General features: G+C 41.7%; 15 protein-coding genes and 1 tRNA gene. 9 read left to right on the top strand and 7 right to left on the bottom strand.

Annotated elements, in window-relative coordinates:
- Positions 1 to 19 precede the first annotated feature (19 nt).
- From ACSX1H_RS15345 to ACSX1H_RS15320, 6 genes are all read left to right on the top strand, one after another.
- Positions 20 to 94: transfer RNA gene (locus ACSX1H_RS15345), tRNA-Pro, on the top strand.
- Between the two features lie 263 nt (positions 95 to 357).
- The gene (locus ACSX1H_RS15340; protein WP_439185107.1) at positions 358 to 1,938 is read left to right on the top strand and encodes a PAS domain-containing sensor histidine kinase; all 1,581 of its coding nucleotides are present in this window, start codon (positions 358 to 360) and stop codon (positions 1,936 to 1,938) included.
- A gap of 5 nt (positions 1,939 to 1,943) precedes the next feature.
- Positions 1,944 to 2,594, top strand: coding sequence for a response regulator transcription factor (locus ACSX1H_RS15335; RefSeq protein ID WP_439185106.1), 651 nt, complete (start codon positions 1,944 to 1,946; stop codon positions 2,592 to 2,594).
- Between the two features lie 99 nt (positions 2,595 to 2,693).
- On the top strand, positions 2,694 to 3,116 hold the full coding sequence (locus ACSX1H_RS15330; protein WP_439185105.1) for a response regulator: 423 nt from the start codon (positions 2,694 to 2,696) through the stop codon (positions 3,114 to 3,116).
- 46 nt (positions 3,117 to 3,162) lie between these two features.
- Positions 3,163 to 3,894 carry a hypothetical protein gene (locus ACSX1H_RS15325; protein WP_439185104.1) on the top strand — a complete coding sequence of 244 codons (732 nt, stop codon included), beginning with the start codon at positions 3,163 to 3,165 and terminating at the stop codon, positions 3,892 to 3,894.
- Positions 3,895 to 3,934: 40 nt separating this feature from the next.
- A complete protein-coding gene (locus ACSX1H_RS15320) occupies positions 3,935 to 5,869 on the top strand; it encodes a methyl-accepting chemotaxis protein (RefSeq protein WP_439185103.1) in 1,935 nt (644 codons plus the stop codon).
- Between the two features lie 83 nt (positions 5,870 to 5,952).
- Here ACSX1H_RS15320 and ACSX1H_RS15315 read toward each other — a convergent pair whose 3' ends face one another.
- The 6 genes from ACSX1H_RS15315 to ACSX1H_RS15290 all read right to left on the bottom strand — a co-directional run bounded on the left by ACSX1H_RS15315 (position 5,953) and on the right by ACSX1H_RS15290 (position 12,773).
- Positions 5,953 to 7,128 carry an aldo/keto reductase gene (locus tag ACSX1H_RS15315; protein ID WP_439185102.1) on the bottom strand — a complete coding sequence of 392 codons (1,176 nt, stop codon included), beginning with the start codon at positions 7,126 to 7,128 and terminating at the stop codon, positions 5,953 to 5,955.
- A gap of 215 nt (positions 7,129 to 7,343) precedes the next feature.
- Complete coding sequence (locus ACSX1H_RS15310; RefSeq protein WP_439185101.1) at positions 7,344 to 9,005, bottom strand: SulP family inorganic anion transporter; 1,662 nt, start codon at positions 9,003 to 9,005, stop codon at positions 7,344 to 7,346.
- A gap of 187 nt (positions 9,006 to 9,192) precedes the next feature.
- On the bottom strand, positions 9,193 to 10,737 hold the full coding sequence (locus ACSX1H_RS15305) for a carbon-nitrogen hydrolase family protein (protein WP_439185100.1): 1,545 nt from the start codon (positions 10,735 to 10,737) through the stop codon (positions 9,193 to 9,195).
- 231 nt (positions 10,738 to 10,968) lie between these two features.
- Complete coding sequence (locus ACSX1H_RS15300) at positions 10,969 to 11,481, bottom strand: hypothetical protein (RefSeq protein WP_439185099.1); 513 nt, start codon at positions 11,479 to 11,481, stop codon at positions 10,969 to 10,971.
- Positions 11,482 to 11,716: 235 nt separating this feature from the next.
- The gene (locus tag ACSX1H_RS15295; RefSeq protein ID WP_439185098.1) at positions 11,717 to 12,265 is read right to left on the bottom strand and encodes a PepSY-associated TM helix domain-containing protein; all 549 of its coding nucleotides are present in this window, start codon (positions 12,263 to 12,265) and stop codon (positions 11,717 to 11,719) included.
- Positions 12,249 to 12,773, bottom strand: coding sequence for a hypothetical protein (locus ACSX1H_RS15290; RefSeq protein WP_439185097.1), 525 nt, complete (start codon positions 12,771 to 12,773; stop codon positions 12,249 to 12,251). The genes ACSX1H_RS15295 and ACSX1H_RS15290 overlap by 17 nt, the downstream gene beginning before the upstream one ends.
- Before the next feature lie 362 nt (positions 12,774 to 13,135).
- Between ACSX1H_RS15290 and ACSX1H_RS15285 the strand changes: the two genes are divergently transcribed.
- The 3 genes from ACSX1H_RS15285 (at position 13,136) to ACSX1H_RS15275 (ending at position 16,499) form a co-directional block, all read left to right on the top strand.
- Positions 13,136 to 13,594: a protein-disulfide reductase DsbD domain-containing protein gene (locus ACSX1H_RS15285; RefSeq protein WP_439185096.1), complete on the top strand. Its 459-nt coding sequence runs from the start codon at positions 13,136 to 13,138 to the stop codon at positions 13,592 to 13,594.
- A gap of 285 nt (positions 13,595 to 13,879) precedes the next feature.
- A complete protein-coding gene (locus ACSX1H_RS15280; RefSeq protein ID WP_439185095.1) occupies positions 13,880 to 14,677 on the top strand; it encodes an HAD family hydrolase in 798 nt (265 codons plus the stop codon).
- Positions 14,678 to 14,786: 109 nt separating this feature from the next.
- Positions 14,787 to 16,499 carry a PNGase F N-terminal domain-containing protein gene (locus ACSX1H_RS15275; protein ID WP_439185094.1) on the top strand — a complete coding sequence of 571 codons (1,713 nt, stop codon included), beginning with the start codon at positions 14,787 to 14,789 and terminating at the stop codon, positions 16,497 to 16,499.
- Between the two features lie 793 nt (positions 16,500 to 17,292).
- Here the strand turns inward: ACSX1H_RS15275 and ACSX1H_RS15270 are convergent.
- Complete coding sequence (locus ACSX1H_RS15270; RefSeq protein WP_439185093.1) at positions 17,293 to 18,651, bottom strand: MATE family efflux transporter; 1,359 nt, start codon at positions 18,649 to 18,651, stop codon at positions 17,293 to 17,295.
- Between the last annotated feature and the right edge of the window lie 171 nt (positions 18,652 to 18,822).

Genomic DNA, 18,822 nt, shown 5'->3' with positions numbered 1-18,822 from the left:
CTCCGCTCAAAATTAGTTTCGGGGTGTAGCGCAGTCCGGTTAGCGCACCTGGTTTGGGACCAGGGGGTCCCAGGTTCGAATCCTGGTACCCCGACGAAGTAGCAAACAAATGCAATCAGAAGCTCGTAAATCATATGGTTTACGAGCTTTTTTGGTTTTTGCAATATTGTTTAGTGTTAACCACAGGAGCTCTTCAAAATCTTTCTAAGAATAAATTTTACCTTTAAATTTGCCTTTGTTATAGCATTGCTAATTTCTTTCTTTGCAATTGGTTAAAATGGGAAAATTAACACCTATTGCTATAACCAAATTCATGAATATTCGTTAAGGGAGTAAACTGGTAAAAAGGAGATAGCTTTGGGATTGGATTACACGTTTAAAGAGGTTGTTAGTTCATTTAATGCGGTTAAAGAGGAGGTGATTGATTTCGCTTATCGTGTTGTCGTTATTTTGGTTGGACCGCTCTATGCCTATGCGTTGTACTTTGGTTGGGCAGATGGTGTGGTCACTGTTTTGCATAGCATCTCATTAGGAGGTCTGCTGTTAATTGCAGTGTTTAAAACTAAAATCAACTTAAAAGTCAAGGTGTTCTTTTTGCTTTATGTTTTGCTATATGGCAACCTCTATAGTATCTACAATCTCGGATTATTTGGCGGTGCCCAGTATTTTATGATACTAATATTTGGCTTAACCACTTTCTATCTGAAAAGAGGTCTTGCAATAGGCATTAATCTATTTATTGTTTTATACTTTTTTCTGTTTATGCATTTATATGTAAGCGGGAAAGTGCAATATTATTCTTCGCCACATCTACTTGTTCAGAGTGAAATGGTTTGGGTATCAGATTTTATGCTGACGGTTTTGGTGATTGCGGTTGGTGGGTTTGCAATTCGAAAAACGTTTATGGCTTACCTTAAAAAGGTCAAAGAACAACACGAAAGTTCGAAACGGTTCTACAGGATTCTTGATCATCTGCCAATTCCTGTTGCCACCCTGAAGTCTAATAAGGAAATTAGCTATTCCAACGATGCTTTTTATCAGTATTTTGGTTACGGGGTAAAGGATATAAGCAATTTCGACCACTGGCTTCGTTACTTATATCCAGATGTAGATAGGCGAAATCAACTTCAAGAGAGATTTGATAATAAAATTCGGAATGGATTTGGAACACAAAAGCAAATGCCGATTGAGTACTCTAATTTTGTGACAAGAAATGGCCATTTAAAAAGTGCCGAGGTGCACCATACCTTTCTTGGGGATACTGCCGTATGTGCTTTCGTTGATTTGACCGAGCAAAAGAAAAAACGGCGCCTGCTTATTGAGACAATGATGCAAGCGGAAGAAAAGGAAAATAAGCGAATTGCTCAGGAGTTACACGATGGTGTTGGCCCATTGCTCTCGGCTGCCAAAATATATGCTCATACACTCATAAAAACATCAGTTGATGAGAATAAGTCGCAAATGGGTAATAAGCTAAATGGTCTTATCGATGGGGCCATCAAAGAGCTTCGCAATACCATCAATAATGTCAGTCCGCAGATACTTCAAAATTATGGCCTTGTGAAAGCAACTGAGTCATTTGTAAATCATATTAAGCTGGTAAGCAATGTTGAATTTACGCTCGAAACCCAACAGTTGCAGATTAGTGATCCACTTATTGAGCTGGCCATTTATCGGGCACTCGTTGAACTGATTAATAACTCCATTAAGTATGGTTCACCCGGGCAAATTAGTATATCCTTTAGGGACGAAGGTGGCGCTCTATCAGTTTGTTACAAGGATGATGGGGTTGGATTTGATTTTGAAAGGGAAAGAAGTAAGGGTTTTGGCTTAACAAATATCATTAACCGCATTGACTCGATTGGTGGTAAAATAGTTTTTAATTCCGAAAAAGGGAGCGGAGTGGAGGTGGATATCACCTTCCAGAATACAAAATGAAAAAGATGATACGTATAGCTATTGCAGAGGACCACTCGATGGTGCGTGAGGGGATAAAAATGCTTATTAATGAGGCTGAAGATATGGAAGTGGTTGCAGAGTTCAGCAATGGAAATGACTGGTTGAATAGCTTAAGTAAGGACCGCTATGATGTGTCACTGGTTGATATTAGTATGCCCTTGTTGGGTGGACTTGATGCATTAAGCAAAGCGATGGCTAAAGATGATCATTTGCGCGTGATTATGTTGACCATGTACCATGACGTTAATTTTTTTAAAGAAGCGTTCGTGAAAGGGGCAAAAGGCTTTGTACTAAAAGACATGAGTGCAGAAGAGCTGGCGCTTGCCATTCGGGAGGTTAATGCAGGTCATACTTATTTTTCAGATGAATTCCTCAAAGCGGTTGCATCGAGCTTGAACACAGAACGGGAAATAACGTCAAATATTTCCCCCTCAGCGGTTGAATTGACCCAAAGTGAAAGAGAGCTGCTGGCATCGGTTTGCAAGGGATACACCAACAAGGAGCTGGCTAAAGCTCACTTTTTAAGTGTAAAAGCTATTGAGAGTCAGAAAACAAAACTGATGAGAAAAACGAATACGAAAAATAACGCCGGACTGATTGTTTGGGCCATCAAAAACCAGGTTGTCGAACTATAAACTCACAATAGGGATTCCTTTGTTCCGAAATAGGGAAAACCCTACTGCTAAAAAGGGCAATTCCCGTAACCTTACTGGTGATTTGGCGTTATTAGGGCAATGAGTAACGCAGGGGCTTATAAGGTAATCATAGTTGATGATTGTGATGAGTTTGCGCAAGGGCTTAGGCACTTGCTCAGCACCATGCCAGAGTTCGAGGTGATTAATTCTTTTAGTGATGGTAGGGACATTATTGAAAGTGACAAACTCGGACTTGCAGACATCGTTCTATTGGATGTTAATATGCCAATAGTTAATGGAATAGAGGTAGGCAAACGAATCAACTATCTTTTTCCTGATATTAAGCTTGTGGCAGTTACTTTTAATAACGATCAGGTTTGTCTTGAAGAACTTGTTGGCGCAGGTTTTAAGGGCTATGTGCTTAAGCAGTCAATTGTGGAGGAGTTGGAAAAAGTGCTAACTGTTGTTCTGAACAAGCAGTATGCCTTTCCTAAGGAATTGATGCTGAGAGCAAAAATATAGGTTGTTATATTTAAAAATTAGTCGGGAAAACTAACAAGGGATTTTTATGTATTTGTTTACTAAAGCTATTCGGCTTGTGGTAGTTATGCTTATGCTTATACCACATCTGAATGGTGTTAATGCGCAGAGTCATTCTGAACAAAGCGCAATGTCGGTAGGAATGGATTTGACATCGCGTTTCTATTGGCGAGGCATGAGTCTTAGTTCATCGCCTTCTATTCAGCCGTACCTGGAATTAAGTAAAGGCGCATTCACTATTGGTACCTGGGGCTCATATTCGTTTGCTGAAGAGCCCTATCAGGAAATTGATGTTTACCTGTCTTTTCAGCACGAGAATTTACGGCTATCAGTGTCTGATAACTTCAATGTAGTGGATTCGTCAGCTGTTTCACAGCAGTACTTTAACTGGAATCAAACCACATCGGCGCACGCCGTCGAAGTACTTGTTGAATGGTTTGATATCTTCAAAAGCCAGCTGTCGGTAGAAGCCGCGGTATTTGTTTATGGTGCCGATTTGGACGACAACAATGCAGCCTTTTACTCGACCTATATTGAGCCACAGTATAATTTCTCCATGGGTGAGAACCAGGTTTGTTTGTTTTCGGGATTTACACCGGCGCGGGGTATGTATGCCAGCCAGGCTGCTTTTGTTAATGTGGGCATTGGTGTGAGTCGCGAACTGGCAGTAAATAACAATGTTAGTTTTCCACTTAGTGTCATTTTTGCACTTAATCCCCACTCCAAAGGTGCTTTTATGGTGGCCACTCTTTCACTATAGTTTGATTAAGCAACATTTTACGAAAAGATAATATTTTATTATGAGACGATTAGGGTTAAATGCGAAACTGAATCTATACATTATTTCAGTTTTTCTATTTGTGTTTAGTGTTACATTGGGGGTGATTATTTACAATACACTATCAAGGGCGAAATTTAATGCCGCTTACCTATCACAAAGCATTGGTGAAGATGAAGCTTTAAAAATAGAAAGTTATCTTGAGCAGGCGTTTACAAATAGCGAATCACTGGCTCAAACACTGCTAACACTCAAGCAGAATAATTCCGCAGACAGGTATCTGGTTTTGCAGTTACTCAAGGCCAGTATGGCTAATAACGACAACTATTTTGGCGTTTGGACAATGTGGGAGGCTAATGCTTTTGATAACAAAGACGCAGAATTTGCCGCGAAGTATGGTCAGGAGTTAGGGCTTTTCTCTGCTTCCTGTTTTAGGGAAGGGGATCGGCTGTCGTTTCAAAATAACGGAACTGATACTGAAAGTTTTGTGAGTAATGATGACCTCGAAGAGTATAAAAACAGTTATTACGCCATCCCAAAGAAAACCCTCAAGCAGCATGTGGAAGATCCATACCAGTATAGCTTTACCGGACGTGATGATGACATGGAAACAACCATTTCAGTTATTACGCCTATTATTGACAATGGTGAATTTTTAGGAGTATTAGGTATTGATTTGGATTTTGAAAAGCTGATGGAGGTGAACAGAAATGTAAAGGCCTATAAAACGGGATATGGCTCCATCATCACCAATAACCTGATTACGGCGGCTCACCCCGATGCCAGTATGGTAGGTGCACGTATCGATACTTTGTTTGTCGATTATACCGATGATATTTCAGCAGCCGTTAAAACGGGAGAAGTATTATTGTTGCAAGCCGAATCTGCTTATTTAAATAAAACGGTTGCGCGTGTTTTTTCGCCTGTGCATCTGGGTAATTCGCAAAAGCCATGGAGTGTTATGATTGATATACCGGGTGACGAGATACTGGAAGAAACCACTCGCCTAACTTATTTTACGCTTATCACAGGTTTGATAAGTACTTTAGTGATGCTTGGGGTGATTTTTTATATCTCAAGAAGCATCACAAAACCGGTGGAGCAAATCAGTAACCGGATGAGGGCTATTGCTGACGGCGATTTAGATCAGCACATTGAGTTGAGTCAGCGCCATGATGAAATTGGTTCGTTGCAGGCATCGATGTTACGTATGGTTGAGAAGGTTAAAACGGTTGTGGCTGGTATACAGGAAGGTGCCAATAATATCAGTTCGGCCAGTGAGCAGCTGAGTTCGTCAGCACAGCAAATATCGGGAGGTGCCAGTGAACAAGCCGCTTCAGTTGAGGAAATTTCATCAACTACCGAAGAAATTGCCGCCAATATTGAGCAAAACACCAGCAACGCCATTACCACCAAAGAAATATCGCAAGGCGCTAAAATGGGTCTCGATCATGTAATCGCTAAAGCGACTTCCAGCCTGGAGGCTATTCGGATTATTTCTGAACGTATATCCATTATTAATGACATCGCGATTCAAACAAACATATTGGCTTTGAATGCAGCTGTGGAGGCAGCAAGAGCCGGAGAGCACGGACGGGGTTTTGCCGTTGTGGCTGCTGAAGTAAGAAAATTGGCAGAAAATACCCGAACAGCGGCTGATGAAATTGTAAGTAGTGCTGCTAATGGGCTTCTACTGGCTGAAGAGGCGGGCGAGCAGCTTCAAAAAATGCTGCCCGAAGTGGCGAAAACCACCCAGTTGGTCGAAGAAATTGCAGCTGCAAGTAGTGAGCAGAGTAGTGCGACCACACAGGTGAATGCCTCTATTCTAGAGCTAAGTAATGTGACGCAGCAAAACTCTGCTTCGGCTGAGGAATTGGCTTCCAGCGCTGAAGAGTTAGCCAGTCAGTCAGAAAATCTGAAAGAGATGATCGCCTTTTTCACCTTGAGTGGCAAATAGGCGGATTTATTAATACAAGCTTAATCAAAACTCCAATTAGCTTATGTGTGCGGTACTGTCCTACAAAACTTCCGCAGCAGGGTTCAATTGGAGTTTTTTGTATTTCTTGCCGGAATGTATTTATTGGGTGCCATGTAAAACGCCTCATGTATCTCATGCAGTATGTCTCTTAAAGGAATGTCTTTGGGGACTTTTGAGAAATCTATTTTATCAATGGCGTCAGGGGTAGCAAACACTCCGGGAACCCAATGGTTGGGTGTTTTTAACTCTTTGTAGCGGTACCTCGCAAAATCGAGCAGATCGTAGCATTTCCATAGCTTGCGCCAGTGCAACAAAAGGGGAATATCCAGCCCCGAATCATGGTCCAGATCATAGCCATCGAAATGTGTATAAGGATCCTCATCGGCCATCTGATCGAGGCGTATTTTTGCTTGCTGATCCACTGGGTTAAGCGGCGTGTGGCTGGGAAAAATGCCATTCATCTCTTCAAAATGAGCGGCTTCAGTCATGCCGAACGATAAAGTGTGTATTTCGGGGTGACTCAAACAATAACGTGCGTTCCACTGAATGGGGGTAGCATGCGGAATAGCACTACGAATTTTGTCCGGTGCTTTATAAAGTTGTCCCCCTTTATCGTTGGGCGAAATGATAAATACGCCCATGTCTTTGCTTTGAGCCAGTTCAATCGCAGCTCGGTTGCGCTGGTAAAAATAGTAATAATGCAGGTTAACAAACTCAAACAGGTCTGTGGATATGGCTTTGATAATGGTGTCGAGCGAGCCGTGCGTACTAAAACCTACATGTTTAATAAGACCTTCTTCTTTCATTCGGTGCAGTTCCTCCACAGCACCGCCGCTTCGGCAAGATTTATCCACCAGTTCATTCGTATTTATGCCGTGCCAGGCATAGAAATCAAAATAATCGGTCTGCAGAGTTTTAAGTTGCTCTTCAACCAGCCGGCGTGTGTCATCAGCAGTCATGGGGTTCCCCTTGGTCATTAAATAATAGGAGGAGCGATCGATTTTCAGTTCCTGGTTGAGCGTACGCCCAAATACTGTTTCACTTTTAATATAACCATAGGCTGTTTCAAAATGATTGATGCCATTTTTGAGTGCCAGATCCACCAGTCTGTTACAGTGCTCTTGTGTGTCTTTGGGAATAGTATAGCGCGGTTGATCCCATACTTGCTTAAAGCGCATCCCACCCATTGTGATGGTGCTAATCATTTTGTTGGTTTTCCCAAAGCGTCTGTACTCCATTAAATTTCCCCCTTACTATATTTGAATGCGGTATTAATCCGTAAAAACATCCCAAAGTTCAACAATGCAATCATGTTGATGTTCATTATCAACCTAAATCTGAAGTTGAAATGCTCAGACATGGTAATCCATGCCTTTAATCATTTGGGCTGATATAAAAAAAAGCCCTGCTAGTGAAGGTAACAAGGCTTTTGTTTTTTTGTGTTTGTGTTTGTTTACGACTGGCTTGGTAAGCTCTTGCCCGATATGAGTTCACAGGCTTTGGCCGTTGCATCGTTGAAATTATCAAAGATGCTGTCGTCTGCAATCAGCTGATTTATCTTATGCTTTTCAAAATCTGCCCGTACCTCTTTATTAACGCCAGATAATAGGACAGTGATGTTTTTATTTTTCAGTATTTCTAAGGTATCTTTCAGGTTGTGCAAGCCTGTTTGATCGATGAATGAAACGTGTCTCATTCTAATAATCAATACTTTGCATTTCAGTCCTATTTCTTCAATAGCTTCAGAATACCTTCGTGCCGAGGCAAAAAATAGGGGGCCGCTTATTTCGTATATCCCCAGCTCTTTAGGCAGATTAGTGTAATTCTCAATCAGGTCGCTGTCCACAATATTGTTTATCCGCTTATCACTAATATCAGCCATGCGCTTCATAAACAGGATGGCCGATAGAACCACACCAATTTGTATGGCCAGTGTTAAATCAAAAAAGACTGTGATAAAAAAGGTAGACAGTAAGATGAGCGTGTCAAAGTAGGAGCCTTTTAGTATGGATTTAAATGAGCGCCATTCGCTCATGTTGTAGGAAACAACTATTAGTATACCTGCCAGGCACGACATGGGGATTAGTTTTGCCCATTGCCCAAGAAACAGCATGATAAACAATAGGGTAATGGCATGCACCATGCCCGAAATAGGAGTGCGGCCTCCGTTTTTTACGTTTGTAGCTGTGCGCGCAATAGCTCCGGTAGCAGGTATTCCACCAAAGAAAGGCGTTACCACATTGGCAATGCCCTGAGCAATTAGTTCGGTGTTGGAACGGTGTCTGCCACCTATCATTCCATCCGACACAACGGCAGACAACAATGATTCAATACCTCCCAGCAAGGCAATGGTGATGGCTGGAGCAATATAGTTGTGCAGGTCACTGAGCTGAAAGTCGGGTACTTGCATCTGTATTTTGTTAGGAATGGCACCAAAAAAAGTTTCAATGGTTGTAACATCCAGGTTGAAAAGGATAACAATAGGAGTTATGATTAGTATGGCCAAAAATGAACCTGGCACACGAGAGGTGATTTTTTTTGAATACACCGTAATCAGAATGGTCGCTCCAGTTATTAAAAAAGCGGTCCAGTTGATATTGCCAAAGTTGGCAAAGTACAGCATCCACTTTTCATGAAACTCCGACGGTACTTTTTCGATTGGTAAGCCCAATGCATCCTTTATTTGTGTGGAGAAGATAACCAGGGCAATGCCGCTTGTAAACCCTACAATAAGCGGGTGCGGGAAGTACTTTAAAATGGTCCCCAACTTTAGCAGACCAAATACAATGAGCATTACGCCCGCCAATATGGTGGAGATGATTAAGCCATCAATACCATACTGTTCAATGATGCCATACACAATAATGATGAAAGCGCCAGTAGGGCCACCAATTTGCACTCTGCTGCCTCCTAAAAACGAAATAATAAAACCTGCAACAACGGCGGTAATCAGTCCCTTTTCGGGCGAAACACCTGAGGCCACCGCAAAGGCTATGGCCAGGGGCAAGGCAACTATACCAACAACAATTCCAGCCATTACATCATTTGCAAGCTGCTGCTTTGAGAACCCGTTTTTTAGTAGTGTAAAAAACTTGGGTCGGAAAATTGTATTCATAAGGCTCAACTTTTAAACGTGCAAATGTAAGGGCAATTACGTCTCGTTATCCTCCGGTTAAGGGAATTAAATTAATTTGTACTTTATTTACATAATTTTAACACAAAACAGATAACGACTATATCTATTATTCATAAATTATTGCGCACGTGGGTTGAACCTTTGCTAATCTGCTATTTGATTGGCACTACTTGCCAGTACGCTTGATTTGGTAGATATCTGTTCTTCTGTCTTTCAGGTTTCGAACACTGCCCAGCTGATTGAGTTCCCTGAGTTTATCAATGTCCACATCAGCAATCAGGATCATTTCGGTATTTGGCGTTGCTTCTGCTTTTATACCGTTTGTGGGGAAGGCAAAGTCGCATGGAGTAAATACCATTGACTGTGCGTATTGAATGTCCATATTGTGCACTTTGGGCAGGTTACCAACACTGCCTGCAATGGCAACATAGCACTCATTTTCAATAGCTCTGGCCTGTGCACAGCTTTTTACCCGCGAGTAGCCATTTTGCGTGTCAGTTAAAAAGGGCACAAACAAAATATCAATCCCATCTTCAGCCAATAGTCTGCTTAGCTCCGGAAACTCCACATCGTAGCATATTAAAATACCAATTTTACCACAATCGGTATCGTAGGTCTGGATGGTGTTACCACCCTGCAAGCCCCAAACTTTAGCTTCATCGGGCGTAACGTGCAGTTTTTCGAAGCGCTCAATGCCGCCATCTCTTTTGCACAGGTAGCCGGCATTGTAAAGGTTGTTATTTACAATCTCGGGCATGCTGCCTGTAATAATGTTTATATTGTAGGAGATGGCCAGTTCAGCAAAGCGCTTTGTTATATCTTCGGTGTATTCGGCTAGTTTGCGAATGGCCTCCGGTTCAGAAAGGTGATTATAGCGCGACATCAGCGGAGCATTGAAGAATTCGGGGAAAAGCGCAAAGTCGCACCTGTAGCCCGAAACAGCATCAACAAAATACTCAGCTTGCTGCATGAGCTCTTCAAAATCTTTATAAAGACGCATTTGCCACTGTATCAGTCCCAGGCGCACAATGGTTTTTTTACTGGCGGCGGTGTCTGTTTCTTTCTCGTAATACACATTGTCCCACTCCAGCAAAACGGCATACTCCTTCGATTCTTTATCGCCTTCCAGATAGCCTTGCAAGACACGTGCCGGGTGAAAGTCGTTCGACATCTGAAAGTTAAGAACAGGGTCGTGTATCTCTTTTTTTCTTACTTTATCAATGTACTCGCGTGGAGTCATATGGGGAGCATACTGGTGGAAGTTGGGAATACGTCCGCCAAAAACAATGCCTTTCAAGTTGAGCTTTTCACATAGCTCTTTGCGGTAATCATAGAGCCTTCGTCCCAGTCGCAGGCCTCTGAATTTTGGTCTGATAAAAACATCAATGCCATAGAGTTTAGTGCCGTTGGCCGTATGCGTACTGAAGGTGTAGTTTCCTGTTATCTGGTTGTAGGTATGTTTATCGTCAAATTTTGAATAATCAACAATTATGGATAATGCACAACCGGCCAGTTCGCCATCAACTTTAATACCCACTTGGCCTTCAGGGAATTTCTCAATGAGTGTTTTGATATGCTGTTCTTTCCAGTACGATTCAGGCATGTTAGAGTAGGCTTCCTGCATGGCATTTTTAATTTCCTTATAATCGTCAATGGTCAGAAAGACTAACTCAATATTGTCTATCGATTGAATGTCTGTTTTTGTTTCCATGTTGTGCTTAATCTCTTGTTTTGTATTTAGTAAAGTTCTTTTTGAGCCCTTTACATCCAGGGTTGTATAAGTTAAACAACTAAAGGTGTCACACTTGTTCAATAAAGGTGTATCCTCATTTTTGCCAGCGGTGGTTATCGCTGACCGTATTTATTATATTGGCCTTAATCCGTGTGCTTAACGCTTGGTTGGTATTCTCATGTTGGGATAGGTTCACCACCAGGCTTTAAACTACCTTTTATTCATCCCGCTGTAACAGTAATGAATGACTATCAGCCAGATAACAACTGAAGCGGTAAAGAGGATTTTATGTGCACCCGGAAAGTGGTTCATTTTAAATATGATAGCCATCAAGAATAGAGGTAGCCAAATAATCTTCAGATAGTTAGCTGTGTTTTTTGATGAATAGCGGGTGAAATAATATATACTGGCACCTATTAAATATATCGCAGCAATGAGTAAGGTGTAGGCTCCAAAGGGCAGGTGCATTATTTTCATAATCATGCCGATACCCATTCCAATGATGCCAGCCATTATTAGCCGGTTGCTTAATAGCTGCTTTAATTGGGTAGTAGAGTAGAGGCATGCCAGCCCGATAAGATGCCCCAGAATAACCAGTAGATTGAGTGTTTGGAAGGTCATTTTATTGCCTTGGTTAAAGAATAATAGAAGTTCGAATATGATTAATGCCAGGAGTGCCAGCGTAGCAATGGGCGTGAGGACTAGTTTTCTTGATTTAGACATGGACCGGGTATTTTTGTTAACGATTAAAATTTAAACTTATAGTGTAAAATCCTTATGTTAGCTTGCTTTTGCAGCAGGCTGGTTGGCCCGGGTTATTGGTGTTGGCCATTAAACAAACCGCGGCAGTATTCTTTTTTGAGTAGAGTACTGATAAGCATAAAAATACAAATTTGTTTGTGAAATGGTAGAGCCAAGGTCAACAAAGCCCCATCTTCAGATGAGGCTTTGAGTATTTTTACATGATAAATAAGTAAATTATTGGGATGGCAAGGCCAATAAGTAAGTACCATTTGCCTCTTCCGCCTAATCCTTTGGGACCTTTGACCATAAATAGTCCGGAAATGGCAAAAAATATCAGGGTGAAGGCAAATATATCCCCCATAAGGGTCCAACCGCCCACTTTGTTGTAATGCAGTTTATTAATAAAATAGATAAATGGTTTTTTGCGATGTTGCTCATACACCACCTCGCCATTGTTACTCTGATAAACCCCTATTCCGCCATCCAGCATCAGTCGGTAATGTTCACCGTCGATGGGTAGAATGCGTTTGATGGCAGGTAACTCATCCTGTAACACCCAGGCTTCTTTTACTTGTGTTTTAGAAAGGCCGGCAGGCAATAGCGCTATGCCTTCAACAGTTTCATAGGCGGGGTCTTTCCCGTCCATGTGGTTGAGTACATAGCCCGAAATGCCGTAGATAATTGTAATGCCAACCATTACGTAGCCCAAGTCGCGGTGGATAATGCGTAGCCACTTTCTAACTGCTTTATTCGACCACTTCATAGCTCAAGCCTTCTACAAAATAAATGGAATAATGATCTTTGTTATTGGCTTTCATCCAACTCCTCATGTCATTAATGTTGTTTATTTCTGTAGCACAGCTTTCTGCCGAACCATCTTCTTTTACTTTTTCGTTAACATCATGCTCCATTTGGTCAATGTATTCTTTGGACAGACGGCGTTCCTTCAAAATGCCTTCAACTTCGATGGTGCTGCCAACCAGTTCGCGGTTAAAACCGGTAATTTTGCCCGCAGCTTCAACGCGCACAGTAAACTGTTCGTTGTCACCTACTAAAAAGCAGCGTTTGCCCGAGTGCTTGCAGGTGTGGGTTACATGCCCTTGAACCTTTACTGTTTTATCAACTAGCTGTTCAGCCTCCGCCAGCAGGTTATCTACAGAAACGGATTGAATTTGTGGTTCGGCTGATTGCGTATTGCTTGATTTTTTGGCCGGACCATTGCAGGCCATCAGGCCAAATACAGCAATGGTGGCAATAAGAAGATGTTTCATAGTACAATTAATTTTAGTTTGTTGAACGTCTGTAATTAAAAATGTGTTAATTATGATTCAAAACTACACAATTACCGCTAATAAGAATTATTAATACTTAATTATTTATGCTTGAATAGGAGGCTTTAACATCGCATTAACATTTGTCCATTTATGCGTCCTCTGCTGAAGGTAATTAGTAATCTTTTCGCATTCCATGTCACCCAACTTTGCTTTTTATGTGTCTTATAACTACAGATGATTTTACCGGGATAGACTTAATTACACTTCAAAAAGGTATTTTGGTAGTATATTTGTACAGTTCTTAATAACAAGTAGGGAGTAGAACGAAACACTACTTCGAAAACAAAAAACTAGAGTCGATGATGAAAAAGAACATTTTTGCCCTGATGATGCTTCTGATTTTTGGAGCGATAGGAGTGAGTGCTCAAATGCAAGAGCCCGTTAAGTGGAAAATTGAGATTAAAGAAATTAACCAGTTTGAAGTTCAAGTAGTGGCGCATGCGACTATTGAGGATGGCTGGAAAACCTATGGCTTAAACGTGCCTGAAGGTGGCCCGGTAGCTACTGAGTTTACTTTCGAAGGTATGGAAAATGCCAAAGAGCTTAAAAGTCCGGTTGAGGTAACTAAAGCCACCGTTAAGCATGATGAGGTATTTGATATGGAAGTGCCATTTTTTAAGCACGAAGCAACAATTACTCAAAACGTGCGTATTACAAAGCGTCCGGCAAAAGTTAAAGGTTATCTGACATTTATGTGTTGTGACAATGAAACCTGTTTGCCACCAACTGATGTTGAGTTTGAATTTGAAGTCAAATAATTGTTCACTTGCATAATTAAAAACATGAAATCCCGCTTCGGCGGGATTTTTTGTTGGTGGAACTGGCTATTTAACGTCGGCGTGATAAAATGCTAGCCGGTGCAAAGTACGAAACGCATCTTGGTCTTTGGGTTTAAAATAACTACGAATTGGGCATGCAGTATTTGAATGAACACGTTCAAGCACTTTGTTTATTAATAATTTGGGCTTTTTTAGAATATTAACACTTACCGGTGCTGAGGCTGTTTTATTCAGTCTATATTTGTGCTTTTAAAGGCGTTTATTATGATTAAAATGATTGTGTCCGATATGGACGGAACACTTCTGGATTCAAACAAGCAATTACCAAAAGATTTTGTCGAGGTTTACCAGCAAATTAAAGAGGCCGGTATTCAGTTTGTTGTTGCAAGCGGACGACAATACTATACTTTGGTGGAGGAGTTTGCGCACCTGGATCATAATATGGCATTTGTGGCCGAGAACGGTGGTTTTATCAACTGGAAGGGTCAAACCAAAGTAATGCAGCCAATGCAATCCAAACATGTAAAGGAGCTAATCGAAACGGCCAGAGCTTTGGGAGCTAATATAGTATTGTGTGGCCGAAATGGAGCGTATGTCGAAAACGTTTCGTCAGAGGCGTTTAAAACGGAATTGGAAAAGTACTATGTCAAGCATCAGCTGGTAAACGATCTGTTAGCTGTTGAAGATGATTTGCTCAAAATCGCCATTAACGACTTTTCGAACATCGAAACCGTCATTTATCCTCAACTGAAGGACCGTTTTGGAGAGGTGCTGCAATTAAGTACATCCAGTCCCATCTGGCTCGATGTTATGTCGTTGGGGGTTAATAAAGGTAAGGCCATTCAGTTGCTTCATCGCGAGCTAAATATTCGTCCTGAGGAAACAATGGCGTTTGGCGATTACCTGAACGATTTAGAAATGCTGCAGAGTGTGAAGCACAGCTATGCAATGGCTAATGCTCACCCCGATATAAAGGCGGTAGCCCGGCATATAGCTAAAAGTAATGATGAAAATGGGGTGATGCTGGCCATTCGCGAGTGTTTGGCGCAAAAGGTTCTGTAAACGTCTGCTCCTGTTCTATTTTATCTCTTTCTTGAACATGTGTTCTCCCTAAATGTAGGAATGGAGTTTAATTTTGTAGTAATTCTAAAATTAACTCAATTCAATACATATGAAGACTTTATTTTGGTCATTTCTGATGTTCTTAATAATTGGCGGTGCAGTAGCGCAGGATTTTTCTCGGCAAGGCACCGTAACCTATAAGGTTTTGTATAACGGCAAGGAGCGAAAGGACATGCCTTTATTGCATGTGCAGTATGCCGGACAATCGTCTAAAGTTTGGCGCGATAAACCAACTGTAGAACAGTTGATACCGGGCTATGCCCATGAAGCTACCTTTGCAGACTACAGCTCAAAACGCTTAATTCAAATGGCTCAGTTTGATGATGGTGATGTGTACCATTCATTACTTTCATTTGATGATTTGCCCACTCTGGAGTTGACCGATGAAACCCGTGTCATACAAGGATACACCTGTAAGCAGGCCAAAACTGTTATCAATTCCAATCAAATGGTTATCTGGTATACCGATGAAGCTGGTATTCAGGGATCACCGCAACCACATGTTGGGTATGTGCCAGGTTTGGTACTCAGTGTTGTACGGAATGGAAATAACGAAACCCTGGCGTCTGAGGTGAATATTAAACGAAAAAAAGCGAAGGAAACGCTTTTGCCTGCCAACTTGGGAGAAGTCGTGACAAAAAATGAGCTGGGTGATATCAAAAGGGAGAAAATGATTATCAGCACCCGCGTGTTTGATGATGAGCAAATATGCTGGGGTAAAGAAAACCTGGAGGTTGACCAGCCAGTGCTGGATTCGGTGTATCACTTCGCCGGAGGTACCCTTATTGTGAAGAAAGTAAAGTTGCCAAAAACCCCTGATCACTATTCTATATTTGCAGAAATAAACCAGTATAGTAACGGGGATGCTTATGATAGAACCGGTTCGGTATTTGTGATTCCAACAGAGCGTGAGAAAAGTTTCTGGGATGGCCTGAAAGGCGGAATGGAAGCATTGCCTGTATATTACGATGCTGAAGGCCTCGATTACCAGGGAGTGGTGTTAACCGAAAATTATGAGCCGGTGGTGGAGTTAGTGCGCTTTTTTACCACATTTGGAGTGCGTCATTTTAACGACAGGGTTAAAATCAAAGATATTGAGTGGGAGGATCATTCCATTTATAAGCAGGATGTAAGCGACCTGAAACCCTATTTAGAGGGCGAAGTATTGATTGGTGCTTTTATTGGCAATTACGATAGAGGTGGCCATAAGCTAACGCTCGATATCAAAGCCTATCCGGGTAGTTTTGACTGGAAGGAAGAGTCGGGGAAAAAGTACTACATGCAACCACTTTTCAATACCTGTAATGTGATGGAAATGGGTGGACAGCGCTATGGTACCATGTTTAAAAACGATAGCCTGACTGTTAATTTTACCGTACCAGAAGGGGTGAAGAATCTTAAATTCAGATATATTACTACCGGTCATGGTGGCTGGGGTGGAGGCGATGAGTTCAACCCCAAGCAGAATGAAATTTTTATTGATGGGGAGCGGGTATTTACTTTTACCCCTTGGCGCACCGATTGTGCTGCTTACCGAAAATATAATCCGGTTTCGGGTAATTTCTGGAATGGTATTTCCTCGAGCGATCTGAGTCGTAGCGGATGGTGCCCGGGAACGGCAACAAATCCTGAATATGTGGAGCTACCCGATGTACAGGCAGGAAGTCATCAAATGAAGGTGGCAATACCATTAGGTGAGCCGGCCGGAACCAGCTTTAGTGCCTGGAGTATTTCAGGAATCTTAATTGGAGAATATGAATAATAGATAGTGTGGGTTAGTTATTTCAAAAGGGACCAATGCCGTTGTGCGTTGGTCCTTTTTTTTTGCCGTAACTGAATAAGACAGTTTATTTACGTTATCGTAAAACTGAGTATAAACAAACTCCGAAAGCTCGCCTTTTAAAAAAAATGGACCTTGGACAACTGTTTGCAGTAAGCTTTTATCAGAAGTGGGTGTTGGGCAAATGTCCATTCTTTTCTTTTTGAAGAAAGCGGACTTTGGACAAAGTCCCATAGCTTCCCTTTACAAAAAGCGGCCTTTAAGTAAACGCGCAAAGGTTATATCAGCAGCAATGGGAAAATGGAAGTGAAGCCTAATGGCAATGATGAAGCTTTCTGAAAAGACTTGTGTGAAATTGTGGTGTGGCCTTACGGGGCATTTAGTTTGGTGAGCATCTGATTGTAGAGAGGGAATACAAACCCCTTAAAAAAAAGAGAGGACAGATACGTTTATCTGTCCTTACCCTTAAATCAGCTAACTAAATCCAAGTTTTATGAAAAAATCCACTACAAAGATGGAGATATTTTTTGGGGGTGCAAGCGCAAAAATGTTAAATAATTGTAAAATGAGCGTTTAGATTTGGGGGTGTTGTCAAAATATTGAATTATTTGCGATTTGCTACCTCCTTATTTTAGGGGTGTGTTACTATTTTATATTAAAAATATAATCGAGTTTTATTTATTTTATGGGGGGTGTTCCCGAATATTGTTATTTTGATTATTAGTTTCCCCTAAAAATGCGGGGTGTATTTGTGTTTGACATTTTTTAATACCTTTTACTTTGAACTTGTAATTTTAGAGGTGTTTTGATGTAGTTTTTGTAATCGAAAATGAAAGAGTAAGGCGCATATCCCTAATCCAACCGGGAAACCTAACCAAATACCAATTTCACCAAAGCCACCTGCAAAAGCTGCCCAATAACTAAAAGGGATGGCAATGCCAAAGTAAGAGATGATGGTTAAAATACCAGGAATGGTCGCATCTGCCATACCTCTTAAAATACTCGAGTAAATGATTTGCACTGCATCGAACAACTGGAACAGAACTAATACAACAATCATATCCGATGCCATCGCAATTACTTCAGCATCGTTTGTGAACAGTTGAGGGAGCCAGTGACGCAGGAGTAAAAAGGTGGATGAAATGATTAATACCATTACAAACACAATCTGAAACGAGGCCTGTGAGGCCTGTTTTATGAGTGTTGGCACCTGCCTGGCCGAAAACTGGCTAATCCGAATAGTAGTGCCGGCGCCAATACCTTGGTATAGCATAAAACCAAAGGTCGACAGACTGATTACTATCTGGTGGGCCGCAAGGCCTGTGTCACTTATCCATCCAATCATAATACCGGCCACAATAAATGCGGAGGCCTCCGAGAAGATATGCAAGCCCATGGGGATACCTAATTTGATTATGGACCGGATGGTTTGTAGCATCTTGCCAATAGATAGCTTTATATCACTGGCCGTTAAAGGCTTTAGTTTTCGGATAAACAGTGTCATTACAATGGCCATCATAATACGGGCTATCAGCGTTGACCAGCCCGCGCCATAGAGGCCCAGTTCGGGGGCACCAAACTTACCGAATATCAGAACATAGTTGCCAATAATGTTGATTACATTGGCCATTAGTGTTACCGTCATGGCCAATCGGGTGTTCGAGAGTCCCTCCGATAGCTGTTTGCCACTCAAGAAAATCATTAGCGGAATAATGGACAGGCTAATAATGCTGAAAAACTTTTGTGATTGCCCAATTATGCTCTCGGGTTGGTGCATGTATGGCATCAGCTGGTAAAGTGCCAGGCATACCATGGACAACAGAAATGCCATCAGGGCATTGGTGGCATAGGCGCCTGCCTTTAAAAATTTGAGTTGACTCGTATTGGATTGCCCATGGGCCTGACCCACCAGTGGCGTAATGGCCATGGCAAATCCCATCCCAAATATTAAAGGCAATGAGAAAAGGGTGTTGGCGAAGGCCGCGGCAGCCAGTTCTGTTTTGCCTAGTTGGCCAATCATCATGTTATCAACCATTCCCACAGTTATTTGTCCTACCTGTGCAATAATTACAGGTAGCGCCAATCTTCGTGTTTCGACATAGTGAGGACGAAACAAACGCCAGTATCGCTTCATATTCAAATAAATAAAAAACTAAATTAAAAAATGGGCGAGACCTTGCCCCTTATTACACCTGCAGCATTCAAGGCTTGCAAAACATGGTTTTGGGCTTCAAGGTGAGAAGCTTTGAAGTGCTGGTCAACAATGTAATAAGGTCGCCAAAGATGGGCGCAAATTTAGTGGTTT

Origin of the sequence: Carboxylicivirga taeanensis (genome assembly GCF_051851475.1) — a bacterium.
In the GTDB taxonomy this organism is placed as follows: domain Bacteria; phylum Bacteroidota; class Bacteroidia; order Bacteroidales; family Marinilabiliaceae; genus Carboxylicivirga; species Carboxylicivirga taeanensis.
The sequence above is the reverse complement of the archived record's forward strand: the minus strand, read 5'-3'. Positions and strand labels throughout refer to the sequence as shown.

Excerpts from the sequence above, each read along its gene's own strand:
- ACSX1H_RS15335 (WP_439185106.1), top strand. The coding sequence starts at position 1,944 with ATGATACGTATAGCTATTGCAGAGGACCACTCGATGGTGCGTGAGGGG.
- ACSX1H_RS15330 (WP_439185105.1), top strand. The coding sequence starts at position 2,694 with ATGAGTAACGCAGGGGCTTATAAGGTAATCATAGTTGATGATTGTGAT.
- ACSX1H_RS15325 (WP_439185104.1), top strand. The coding sequence starts at position 3,163 with ATGTATTTGTTTACTAAAGCTATTCGGCTTGTGGTAGTTATGCTTATG.
- ACSX1H_RS15320 (WP_439185103.1), top strand. The coding sequence starts at position 3,935 with ATGAGACGATTAGGGTTAAATGCGAAACTGAATCTATACATTATTTCA.
- ACSX1H_RS15315 (WP_439185102.1), bottom strand. The coding sequence starts at position 7,128 with ATGGAGTACAGACGCTTTGGGAAAACCAACAAAATGATTAGCACCATC.
- ACSX1H_RS15310 (WP_439185101.1), bottom strand. The coding sequence starts at position 9,005 with ATGAATACAATTTTCCGACCCAAGTTTTTTACACTACTAAAAAACGGG.
- ACSX1H_RS15305 (WP_439185100.1), bottom strand. The coding sequence starts at position 10,737 with ATGGAAACAAAAACAGACATTCAATCGATAGACAATATTGAGTTAGTC.
- ACSX1H_RS15300 (WP_439185099.1), bottom strand. The coding sequence starts at position 11,481 with ATGTCTAAATCAAGAAAACTAGTCCTCACGCCCATTGCTACGCTGGCA.
- ACSX1H_RS15295 (WP_439185098.1), bottom strand. The coding sequence starts at position 12,265 with ATGAAGTGGTCGAATAAAGCAGTTAGAAAGTGGCTACGCATTATCCAC.
- ACSX1H_RS15290 (WP_439185097.1), bottom strand. The coding sequence starts at position 12,773 with ATGAAACATCTTCTTATTGCCACCATTGCTGTATTTGGCCTGATGGCC.
- ACSX1H_RS15285 (WP_439185096.1), top strand. The coding sequence starts at position 13,136 with ATGATGAAAAAGAACATTTTTGCCCTGATGATGCTTCTGATTTTTGGA.
- ACSX1H_RS15280 (WP_439185095.1), top strand. The coding sequence starts at position 13,880 with ATGATTAAAATGATTGTGTCCGATATGGACGGAACACTTCTGGATTCA.
- ACSX1H_RS15275 (WP_439185094.1), top strand. The coding sequence starts at position 14,787 with ATGAAGACTTTATTTTGGTCATTTCTGATGTTCTTAATAATTGGCGGT.
- ACSX1H_RS15270 (WP_439185093.1), bottom strand. The coding sequence starts at position 18,651 with ATGAAGCGATACTGGCGTTTGTTTCGTCCTCACTATGTCGAAACACGA.